Raw genomic sequence first — 9,590 nt, 5'->3', positions numbered from 1 at the left:
AGCCCAGTTCCTCCGCTTCGTCGATGGGGTCGGAGTCGGCCACGATGCCGCAACCGGCGTGGGCCCGCAGCCGCTGGCCGCGCAGCAGCAGCGAGCGGATCAGGATGCTGCTGTCGAAGCTGCCATCGCTGCCCAGCCGGAACAGGGAGCCGCAGTAGGGCCCGCGGGGCACCGGCTCGAGGCCATGCAGGCGTTGGCAGGCGCGGATCTTGGGGGCGCCGGTGATCGAGCCCCCTGGCCAGCAGGCCCGCAGCAGGTCGATGGCGGTCAGCCCCGGCCGCAGCTGGCCCTGCACCACCGAGGTGAGGTGGTGCACCTGGCGGTAGCTCTCCAGGCCCACCAGCTGGGGCACCTGGATCGAGCCCGGGGTGCAGACCCGCCCCAGGTCGTTGCGCAGCAGGTCGACGATCATCACGTTCTCGGCCCGGTCCTTGGGGCTGCACACCAGGTCGGCGGCGGCATCGGCGTCGCGCTCGGCGTTGGGATGGCGCGGCCGGGTGCCCTTGATCGGCCGGGTTTCCACCCGGCCGGCCCCATCCACCTGGAGAAACCGTTCCGGCGAGGCCGAGAGCACCGCTTCGCCGCTGGCCCCCGCCCCGGCAATCGCCAGGCCGCCAAAGGGGGCGGCGCAGCTGCGGCGCAGGCGGCCGTAGAGCTCCAGGGGATCGGCCGGACTGCCCAGCTGGTGCTCACAGCAGGTGGTGAGGTTGGCCTGGAACAGATCGCCGGCGGCGATCCAGGCGAGCACCTGCTCCACCTGGGTGGCGAAGCGTTCGGGCGGGGTGTGCCAGTGCCACTGGTCTGGGGGGATCCCGGCTCCGGCCCCCTCGGTGCCAGCCAGCGGGCTGAGCCTTTCCAGCTGGTCCGCGAAGGCGGCCAGCCGCAGCGGATCCTGGCCTTCGAGCCACTGCTCCTGGGTCTCGTGGTCGATCACCAGCACCGGGTCGTGGCGGGCGGCCCAGAGCAGGGCCATGTCGCTCGGATGCCAGTGGGGGGCGGGCTCCACCCAGGCCCCGGCCTCGTAGCTGAGCCAGCCCATCCAGTGGCCGCCGCCGGCGGCCAGCTCGGCCAGCACGGCAAAGGGATCCTCGGCGCCGGCTTGGCCCGGCAGGCCGCGGCAGCAGCGCTGCTCCAGCGGCGCCAGGCCCAGAACGCTGCGGCGGCCCTGGGAACTGCCATCGCCATCGAGCCACACCAGCCCCGCCGGACCCAGGTCGGCGGCCAGGGCCCGCACCAGGGGCCAGGGGTCCCGCCAGGCCAGGGGGTGGCGCCGGTTCATGGGGCTGGGGGCTGGCTGGCCAGGTCGGGCCGGCCCGCTTCGATCAGGGCGGCATCGCGGATGCGGCAGCTGTCGCACACGCCGCAGGGCTGCTCGCCGCCGCTGTAGCAACTCCAGGTGGCCGCAATCGGCACGCCCAGCCGCAGGGCCTCCTGCACGATCTGGGTTTTGCTCCAGTGCACCAGCGGGGCCCAGAGCTGGGCGCCGTGGCCCTCGCGGCCGGCCTTGCTGGCCAGGTCGGCCAGGGTCTGGAAGGCGGCCAGGTAGTCGGGGCGGCAGTCGGGGTAGCCGGAGTAATCCACGGCATTCACCCCCAGCACCAGCCGCTCGGCGCCGCGGGCCTCGGCCAGGCTCAGCCCCAGGGCGATGAACACGGTGTTGCGGCCCGGCACGTAGGTGCTGGGAATCACGCCCGCCTCCACGCCACCGGTGGGGATGGCCTGGGCCCCATCGGTGAGGGACGACCCTCCCCAGGCGGCCAGGTTGACGCGGATCGTGTGGTGCTCCTCGAGGCCGAGGGCGGCGGCCACGGTGGTGGCGGCCTCGAGCTCGCGGCGGTGGCGCTGGCCGTAGTCGAACGACAACCCGATCACCCGGTGGCCGGCCTCGAGCGCCAGGGCTGCCGCGGTGGCCGAATCCAGCCCGCCGGAGAGCAGGGCGATGGTGAGGGGCTGGGCGGACACGGAGGGGCCGGGCGGTGCAGCACAGACCTGCAGGCTGGCAGATGGCTGACGCTGGCGGCCAGTCTCGGCAGACTGCGGCCACCGTCTGTTGATCGGATTGCCGCGATGGTTCAACGCCTGCGCCCTTGGCTCCGCTCCCCCCGCGTTCTGGGGCTGGCCTGCGGGGCGCTGGCCCTGGCCCTGGTGCCGGCCTCGGTGCCGCAAGCGGGGGCCATTCCCCGGCTGGATCTTTCGGGCTACCCCAAGCCGGCGCTGGGGGATCGCCGCTGGGTGATCCAGCTGCCGGGGGTGCTGCGGCCGAATGTCGATCCCGCCCTGTCGCCCAACCCCACCGACTGGCGGGTGCAGCTGATCGTGGGCCAGATGGCGGAGCTGGATTGCAACCGCCAGGTGTTCGGCGGCAAGCTCCGCCCCGTGAAGCCTGCCCAGGAGGGTGGCCCCGTGATCTACCGGGTCACGGATGTGGGCGCCCTGGCCTCCACCCGCATGGCCTGTCCGCCGGAGCAGCCCCGCCGCCGGGCCTTCGTGCCGATGGCGGGCAAGGCGTTTGTGGTGCCGTACAACGCCAGCCGCCCGATCGTGGTGGATGCTCCCCGCCCCCTGGAGCTGCGCTGGCGGCTGTGGAAGGCCGAGAGCCAGGAGCGGCCGGCCAACCTGTTCTGACGCCCCATGCCGCCTGTGCGTCGGATGGCTCCCTGGGCGGGTGTGGGGCTCGCCCTCTCGCTGCTCCTGGCTGGCTGCCGGGGTGCGGTGGCGCCGCTGGAGAACGTGCAGATCACGATCGCTCCCGGGGCCGGGGGTGATCGGGTGGCCAGCGCCAGCCTCAGGCAGCTGGCCGGCCAGATGGTGCAGGACTTCATGCGGGTCAATCCCGGGGTCAACCTGCATTTCCGCTACGTGCCGGAGGGGCAGCTGCTGCAGAACGTCAGCGAGCGCTCCTCTCTGGGGGTCGGCCCGGATCTGCTGATCACCCGGGTGCCGGCCGCGTTCAACCTGGCCCGTCGCGGCTACACCAGTCCGGTGGAGCTGGGGGCGGCCCAGCTCGAGCCGCTGCGGCTTCAGTTTTTGCCGTCCTTTCGCCAGGGCCAGGGCTACGCCGCCCTGCCGCTCCTGGTGCAGCCGAGCCTGGCCTGCTACGACCGGCGGCGCCTGTCGCGCCCCCCCGCCAGCCTCGAGCAGCTGGTGGCCCAGGCCGCTGCGGGCCAGCGGATGGGCCTGTCGCTGGAGCTCCATGAACTGCTCTGGACTGCCACCGGCTTTGGGGCCCAGCCACCGCTGCTGCATCTGTTTGATCCGAAGACGGTGGCTGGGGGGGCGCCGCGGCTGGATCCGGCGGCCCGGGGCCGGGTGCTGGCCTGGCTGCGCTGGCTCTACCGCTCCAACGTGATCCCCAGCCTGGTTTTTGTGGACGATGGCGACCAGCTGGTGCGGCGGCTCGAGCGGGGCCAGCTCGACTGGATCAGCTGCAACGCCACCGCCATCGGCCGGCTGCGCAAGTCGCTGGGCACCCACCTGGCGGTGTCCGTGCTGCCGCGGGGGGTGAACGGCCAGGCGAGCCGTCCGCTGGCCAATCTGCTGGTGCTGAGCTTCGGCCGCGACTCCACGCCGAGCCAGCGCCGGGTGGCCGAGCGCTTTGCCCTGTTTGCCCTCAACGACTTCAGCCAGAACAACCTGATGGTGCGCGCCGAGGGCAACATGCCGGTGAACCAGAACGTGATCGTGCCGGTGAAGGAGGCGCCCGAGTTGGCGGTGATGGAGGGGAGCCTCCGGGATTCCCTCGTGCTCACCTTTCAGGAGGGCGTGCGCATGCGTGAGCTGGCCGATCCCCTCAGCCAGCTGCTGAAGGAGGCCGTGTACGGCGAGCGCAGCGCGGAGCAGGTGCTGGCCGCGATGGAAGCGCTGGCGGCGGGCCGATGAACGATGTCCTCTATCTGATTTCGGGTTGGAGCGGCTTGCTGCTGCGCGGCTCGGTGCTGCTGCAGGTGGGCGTGGCCCTGGCCCTGCTGGTGGCCCATCGGGCCTGGCGGCTGCGCTGGCGCCCCTCGGCCGGCAGCTGGCTGCGGGTGGCGGGCGAGCTGGCGGTGATCGCGGCGCTGCAGGTGGCCTGCGTGGGCTTTGGCCTGGCGCGCCTGCCGGCCGGTCTGCTGCTGCTGGTGCTGCAGCTGGTGGCGGTCTGGACGGTTCTCGACGGGTTGCGGCTGGTGTTGCGGCGGTTCCATCCGGCGGCGGCGGTGGAGGCCTACTGGGTGCGGGCGGTGCGGCCGCTGTTTGTGGTGCTGGTGCTGCTGGCGCTGGTGGAGCGGCTCGATGGCCTCGGCGCGGTGGCCTCCCTTCCCCTGCTGGAGCTGTTCGGCGAGCAGCTCACCCTGGGCGGCACCGTGCTGCTGCTGACTCTTCCCTACTTCCTGGTGGTGCTCTCGGAGCTGCCGGTGCTGGTGCTCGGGGCGGTGCTGGAGCGGCTGATGGGCATGACGGCCGCCAACCGCAAGGTGTTCGAGCTGATCCTGCGCTACGTGCTGATCGGTGTGGGGGTGCTCTGGCTGGGCAACCAGATCGGGCTGAACGGCACGGCGGTGGCGGCCATTGCCGGAGGGTTGTCGGTGGGCCTGGGCTTCGGCATCAAGGAGGTGTTCTCCAACTTCGTGAGCGGCATCTGGCTGTTGTTCGAGGGATCGGTGCGGCCGGGGGAGATCCTGCAGTTTCAGGGCGATCCGGTGGAGGTGCGCCGCCTCGGCCTGCGGGCCGCCACCCTCTGGCGCAGCCGCGACAACGTGGAGCTGGTGGTGCCCAACCAGATCTTTTTCACCGACACCACCACCACCTACACCGGCACCGACAGCACCCGCCGCAGTGAGGTGCTGGTGGGGGCGGCCTACCGCCACGACCCCGATGCGGTGATCGCCCTGCTGGAGCAGGTGGCCCGGGCCAATCCGCGGGTGCTGGCGGAGCCCGCCCCCAAGGCCCTGTTGCTGCAGTACGGCGAGTCGTCGATCGACTACGGCCTGCGCTTCTGGATCGCCAATCCGATGCGCAACAGCGACATCAGCAGCGAGGTGCGGCGGGCGATCTGGCACGCCTTCCAGGAGCGGGGCATCGAGTTCCCCTTCCCGCAGCGGGTGCTCACCCAGGCCAGCGACCCCTGAGGCCTCAGCGCACCCCCAGCAGCTTGTGGCTCTGCAGGCTCAGCCGCCAGCGGGGGTGGCGGCGCACGTAGTCGATCGCCAGGGCCTGGCCGCTGGGGCACTCCCAGCCCGGTTGCAGCAGCAGCTCGGGGCCGGGGTTGGCGGCGCGGGCCCCATGGGCCTGGGCGGCCATGGCGGCGGCGAAGGCCAGATCGGCGGGTTCGTGCACCACCACCTTGAGTTCGTGGCAGGCCGCCAGCAGCTCCGCGGTGGGCGGCCGGTGGCGCTTGGGCGAGAGGGTGATCCAGCTGAAGCGGCCGCTGAGCGGATCCACGCCGCTGGTTTCCAGGTGCAGCGGCAGGCCCGAGGCCGCCAGGGCCTGGCAGAGGGGCCCCAGATCGTGGTGCAGCGGCTCGCCGCCGGTAACCACCACAAAGGAGGCGCCGGCCTCCGCGGCGGCCTGGGCTTCGGCGGCCAGCGCGACCAGGAGGTGTGGGGGGTGCACCGCCGCGGGCCAGGAGTGCTTGGTGTCGCACCAGGAGCAGCCCACGTTGCAGCCGCCCAGGCGAATGAAGAAGGCGCTGCGGCCCGCATGGAGCCCTTCGCCCTGGAGGGAGTGGAAGGTTTCCACCACCGGTAGGCCCGCTTCTTGCCTGGGTTCTGGCATCACGGGCTCGGCTCGGCCATCGGCTCCTTGATTCACGGCCAGAACTCAGCCTTAAGGGGGAGGGAATGGAGCCATGGTTTCCCTGGTTCGCCCCACCTGATCAATCCCTGTCTGCTGTCTTTTTCATCCCCTGTCCATCTCTTCGGCCAGGGGTTTGTCACGGCGCCATTAGCTTTCGGGGTCTTCATTGTCTATGGCAGACCATGACCGCGCCCATGCCCGAGCTGGTCGACCTGCCTCTCGATGTGGTGCGCAAGCTCGCCCATCGGGGCTTGCTGCGGGGCTTCATTCGCGCTGAGTGCCTGGAGGCGTCCGTTGACCAGGAGGAGCTCACCGCCGAGGAGGTGCAGCAAGCCAAGGCCCTGTTTGCCCGTGAGCTGCAGCTCACCGATCAGGCTGCCGTGGAGCGTTACGCCCACGCCCAGCTGCTCAGTTCGGCCGCCCTGGAGGCCCAGGCCCTGCGGCCTGCCCGCCAATTCAAATTCTGCCAGCGCGACTTCGCCCCCAAGGCAGAAGCCCGCTTCCTGCAGCGCAAGAGCCAGCTCGATCGTGTGGTGTACAGCTTGCTGCGGCTGCAGGATCCCGGCCTGGCCCGGGAGCTCTACCTCCGTATCGACGACGGCGAGGCCAACTTCGCCGATCTCGCCGCCACCTACGCCGAAGGACCGGAGAAGGCCACCCGCGGCATCGTGGGCCCCGTGCCCCTCACCCAGGCCCATCCCGCCTTAGCCGATCGCCTGCGCACCGCGCCCCCGGGGGTGGTGCTCGAGCCCTTCCGGATCGAATCCTGGTGGCTGGTGGTGCGCCTCGAGAGCCTCACCCCCGCCACCTTTGATGCGGCCACCGCCGCCCGCATGGCCCAGGAACTCTTTGAGCAGTGGATCGGCGAAGAGGTGGAGCGTCGCCTGGCGGAACTGCGGCCCCTGCTGCAGATCGGCGTGTCGCCCGATGCGGGCCAGCAGCCCAGCTCCGGCCCATCATGAGCGCCATGGACGTCACCGCCCCTCCGTCACTGCCGGCCCATCCCGCTTTTGCCGGCTTATCGCCCGCTGGCCGCAGCCGGGTGGAGCAGCAGCTCAGCCGCCGGGCGTTCGCCGTCGGTGATCCCCTCTCCCAGGCCGGGGTGATTGCCGCGGAGATCCTGCTGATCGAAGCCGGCAGCGCCCGGCTGCTGGTGCGGGATCAGGGCCGGCTGCGCACCGCCGAGAAGCTCGGCCCCGGCAGCTTTGTGGGGCTGGCCTCCCTGCTGCGCGCCGCAGCCTGTGAAGAGGTGAGTGCCGGCACCGAGCTGCAGGCCTGGGTGCTGGCCGACGCCCTGGTGCTGGAGCTGCTGGCCACCGAGCCCTCCTTTGCCGCCTGGTGCGCGGCCGAGCTGTTCACCGCCGAGCTGGCCGCCCTGCTCGCCCTGCAGCTGGAGCAGCATCCCCAGGCGCGCACCTCTTTGCTCGAGCTGCTGGAGCAGGCCCGGCCCCAGGCCCGCTTGGTGGCGCCGGAGCCCGCGGCCCTCGCGGCCCTCTCTGCCGACCTCAGCCTGCTGGCCGCCAGCCACAACCTGCCGGACCACCCCCTCGGTGCCGCGCTCAATCCCCGCCTGGGCGTGCCGGCCGCCACGCCGCCCCTGCCGCCCCGGCTGATCGCCCTGCCGGCGGGCCTGCTGGAGCCGGTGGGTCCGGTGCTGGAGGCCGAGCTGATGCCCGAAGGCGATGGCAGCCCGTCGGGCACCCCATCTGGCGCCGCCGGCCCGCCGCTGGCTTCGGCCCTGGACCTGGGCCAGCGGGATCGCACGGCCCTGCAGCTGCTGCGCGGCAACGGCCCCCTCGAGGAAACCCTCGCCTGTTTCCAGATGTTGGCGGCCGAGCTCAAGCTCCCCTTCCGCCGCGATGCGATCGAGAAGATCCTGCGCGATGTGTTGCGCCGCGGCCAAACGCCCGACCTCCAGCTCTGCGGCAACCTCGCCGCGATGATGGGCCTGCACGTGAGCGGCGTGCGGGTGCCGGCCACCCAGGGCACGCGCCTGCAGACGCCGGCCCTGATCCCCTGGCAAGGCGGCTTTGCCGTGGTGCGGGGCGCCAACGCCCGCGGCCTGCTGCTGGCCTCACCGCGGGACGGCTGGGTGGAGCTCCGCCCCGACCAGCTCCCCGAGGCCTTCCCCGACGGCATCGATGTGCTCCTGCTGGAGCGCAGTTCCGCCACCCCGGAGCAGCGCTTCGGCTTTGCCTGGTTCTGGCCGGCCCTGCAGCGCTACCGCGGCATCCTCACCCAGGTGCTGATCGCCTCCTTTGTGGTGCAGCTGTTCAGCCTGGCCAACCCCCTGCTGATTCAGGTGATCATCGACAAGGTGATCAACCAGCGCAGCCTCGATACTTTGCAGGTGCTGGGCTTTGCCCTGGTTGTGGTGACCTTGATGGAGGGTTTGATCGGCGCCCTGCGCACCTTCCTATTCAGCGAAACCACTAATCGCATCGATCTGCGCCTCGGAGCCGAGGTGATCGACCACCTGCTGCGGCTGCCGCTCAATTACTTCGACCGCCGTCCCGTGGGTGAACTCGGCACCCGTATTGCTGAGCTAGAGAAGATCCGTAATTTCCTCACCGGTCAAGCGCTCACCACCCTGCTCGATACGGCCTTCTCGGTGATCTATATCGCCGTGATGCTGCTTTACAGCTGGGTACTCACCTTGATCGCCCTGTGCGTGCTGCCGATTCAGATCGGTCTCACCGTGCTGGGCGCGCCCCTGTTCCGTCGTCAATACCGCGATGCGGCCCAGGAGAACGCCCGCACCCAGAGCCACCTAGTTGAGGTGCTCACCGGCATCCAGACGGTGAAGGCCCAGAACGTCGAGATGATCAGCCGCTGGAAGTGGCAAGACCTCTACGGCAAATACATCTCCCGTACGTTTGAAAAAACCATCACCGGTACGGCCCTTACCGAAACCTCCCAGGTGCTGCAGAAGCTCTCCCAGCTGCTGGTGCTCTGGGTAGGCGCCTCTTTGGTGCTCTCCGGCGACATGACCCTGGGCCAATTGATCGCCTTCCGGATCATCTCTGGCTACGTCACACAGCCTTTGTTGCGGCTCTCTTCGATCTGGCAGAGCATCCAGGAGCTCAAGGTTTCCTTTGAGCGCCTTGCCGATGTGGTCGACACTCCGGAGGAATCAGACGAGGCTGATAAGCAGAAGATTCCTCTGCCGCCCGTCGCCGGCGAGGTGCGCTTTGACGACCTCTGCTTCTCCTTCACCCCCGGCGGGGCCCAGGTGTTGCGTCACATCGACTTCACCATCGCCGCCGGCACCTTTGTGGGAGTGGTGGGCCAGAGCGGTAGCGGCAAGAGCACTCTCACCAAAATGCTGGCTCGCCTCTATTCACCGGGCAGCGGCCGGATCCTGATCGACAATTACGATATTGACAAAGTTGAACTTTATTCACTGCGGCGCCAAATAGGCATCGTTCCCCAGGAGCCCCTGCTGTTCTCCGGCACGGTGGCAGAAAATATTGCCCTCACCGATCCCGATGCCACCAGTGATGCGATCGTGCAGGCGGCACGTCTGGCCTGCGCCCACGATTTCATCATGGAGCTTCCTGCTGGCTACAGCAGCAATGTGGGCGAACGTGGCGCCGGCCTTTCCGGCGGCCAGCGGCAGCGTCTGGCCCTCGCCCGCACCCTGCTCTCCCAGCCCCGGCTTCTGGTGCTCGATGAAGCAACTAGCGCTCTCGACTACGACACCGAGCGCCGGGTTTGCGACAACTTGCTCGACAACCTCAAGCACTGCACCGTTTTCTTTATTACCCACCGGCTTTCCACAATCCGCCGCGCCGAGCTAATCGTGATGATGCACGAAG

7 protein-coding genes and 2 pseudogenes are annotated in these 9,590 nt (G+C 69.9%); 6 read left to right on the top strand and 3 right to left on the bottom strand.

Going from position 1 to position 9,590, the window contains the following annotated elements; translation table 11 throughout:
* Both KBY71_RS13210 and queC read right to left on the bottom strand, forming a co-directional pair.
* The coding region (locus KBY71_RS13210; RefSeq protein WP_254929357.1) for an anthranilate synthase component I family protein at positions 1–1,279 on the bottom strand (1,279 nt) is incomplete at its 3' end.
* On the bottom strand, positions 1,276–1,962 hold the full coding sequence (gene queC / locus KBY71_RS13205; RefSeq protein WP_254929356.1) for a 7-cyano-7-deazaguanine synthase QueC: 687 nt from the start codon (positions 1,960–1,962) through the stop codon (positions 1,276–1,278). The genes KBY71_RS13210 and queC, both read right to left, overlap by 4 nt.
* 105 nt (positions 1,963–2,067) lie before the next feature.
* Here queC and KBY71_RS13200 point away from each other — a divergent pair, with 105 nt between their 5' ends.
* From KBY71_RS13200 to KBY71_RS13190, 3 genes are read left to right on the top strand one after another with little or no spacing between them, the layout of a single operon-like run.
* Positions 2,068–2,625, top strand: coding sequence for an ecotin family protein (locus tag KBY71_RS13200; RefSeq protein ID WP_254929355.1), 558 nt, complete (start codon positions 2,068–2,070; stop codon positions 2,623–2,625).
* 6 nt (positions 2,626–2,631) lie between these two features.
* On the top strand, positions 2,632–3,879 hold the full coding sequence (locus tag KBY71_RS13195; RefSeq protein WP_254929354.1) for an extracellular solute-binding protein: 1,248 nt from the start codon (positions 2,632–2,634) through the stop codon (positions 3,877–3,879).
* Positions 3,876–5,105: a mechanosensitive ion channel family protein gene (locus KBY71_RS13190; RefSeq protein WP_254929353.1), complete on the top strand. Its 1,230-nt coding sequence runs from the start codon at positions 3,876–3,878 to the stop codon at positions 5,103–5,105. Before KBY71_RS13195 ends, KBY71_RS13190 begins: the two co-directional genes overlap by 4 nt.
* 4 nt (positions 5,106–5,109) lie before the next feature.
* Here the strand turns inward: KBY71_RS13190 and KBY71_RS13185 are convergent, their stop codons facing one another.
* Positions 5,110–5,751: a 7-carboxy-7-deazaguanine synthase QueE gene (locus KBY71_RS13185; RefSeq protein WP_254929358.1), complete on the bottom strand. Its 642-nt coding sequence runs from the start codon at positions 5,749–5,751 to the stop codon at positions 5,110–5,112.
* Between the two features lie 203 nt (positions 5,752–5,954).
* Between KBY71_RS13185 and KBY71_RS13180 the strand changes: the two genes are divergently transcribed.
* The 3 genes and pseudogenes from KBY71_RS13180 to KBY71_RS15210 form a co-directional block, all read left to right on the top strand.
* Entirely contained in the window at positions 5,955–6,734 is a 780-nt protein-coding gene (locus KBY71_RS13180) for a peptidylprolyl isomerase (RefSeq protein ID WP_254929352.1), read from the top strand.
* Positions 6,731–8,758, top strand: a pseudogene (locus KBY71_RS13175) (ABC transporter transmembrane domain-containing protein); the annotation flags it as partial. The gene KBY71_RS13180 and the pseudogene KBY71_RS13175, both read left to right, overlap by 4 nt.
* Positions 8,759–9,467, top strand: a pseudogene (locus tag KBY71_RS15210) (peptidase domain-containing ABC transporter); the annotation flags it as partial.
* Between the last annotated feature and the right edge of the window lie 123 nt (positions 9,468–9,590).

It is taken from the genome of Cyanobium sp. T1B-Tous (genome assembly GCF_024345475.1).
Classification (GTDB): domain Bacteria; phylum Cyanobacteriota; class Cyanobacteriia; order PCC-6307; family Cyanobiaceae; genus Cyanobium_A.
The sequence above is the reverse complement of the archived record's forward strand: the minus strand, read 5'-3'. Positions and strand labels throughout refer to the sequence as shown.

What these genes read in the sequence shown, in the direction of transcription:
- KBY71_RS13200 (WP_254929355.1), top strand. Translation starts at nt 2,068, where the DNA reads ATGGTTCAACGCCTGCGCCCTTGGCTCCGCTCCCCCCGCGTTCTGGGG.
- KBY71_RS13195 (WP_254929354.1), top strand. Translation starts at nt 2,632, where the DNA reads ATGCCGCCTGTGCGTCGGATGGCTCCCTGGGCGGGTGTGGGGCTCGCC.
- KBY71_RS13190 (WP_254929353.1), top strand. Translation starts at nt 3,876, where the DNA reads ATGAACGATGTCCTCTATCTGATTTCGGGTTGGAGCGGCTTGCTGCTG.
- KBY71_RS13185 (WP_254929358.1), bottom strand. Translation starts at nt 5,751, where the DNA reads ATGCCAGAACCCAGGCAAGAAGCGGGCCTACCGGTGGTGGAAACCTTC.
- KBY71_RS13180 (WP_254929352.1), top strand. Translation starts at nt 5,955, where the DNA reads ATGACCGCGCCCATGCCCGAGCTGGTCGACCTGCCTCTCGATGTGGTG.